The organism is Aromatoleum toluolicum (genome assembly GCF_012911005.2).
Lineage (GTDB): Bacteria > Pseudomonadota > Gammaproteobacteria > Burkholderiales > Rhodocyclaceae > Aromatoleum > Aromatoleum toluolicum.
The window spans coordinates 1-412 of record NZ_WTVS01000251.1 but is presented as its reverse complement, the minus strand read 5'-3'; the positions used below and the strand labels follow the sequence as shown (position 1 = coordinate 412).

The window sequence follows — 412 nt, the reverse complement described above, 5'->3', positions numbered from 1 at the left end:
GTGTTGGCACGACCCAAACCCTGAACTCCAGCCTGGGTGGCCCAACCACCGCGCGCGCTTCGAACTCCATCGGCTACTTCCTGCCTGGCAACCTGGGCGGTTTCTACGGCCAAGCCCAGTACTACATGGGTGAAAACCTGAGCAACGCAGCGAACAAGAAGGACGGCAACGGCCTGGCTCTGCGCGCTGGTTACGCTAACGGCCCCATCAACGCCGCTATCGCTTTCTCCGAAACCAAGTTCCTGGCCGGCAACATCAAGGCTGTGAACCTGGGCGGTTCCTACGACCTGGGCATGGCTAAGATCATGGCTCACTACAACCAAGACAAGATCAGCGGCGGCAACGACGGCAAGGGCTTCCTGATCGGTGGTCTGGTGCCCGTGGGCGCTGGCGAAGTTCGTCTGGCTTACTC

1 protein-coding gene is annotated in these 412 nt (G+C 60.7%); it reads left to right on the top strand.

Going from position 1 to position 412, the window contains the following annotated elements:
* Positions 1-412 (top strand): porin (locus tag GPA27_RS28600; protein WP_169143758.1); only part of this gene is annotated, 412 nt, incomplete at both ends.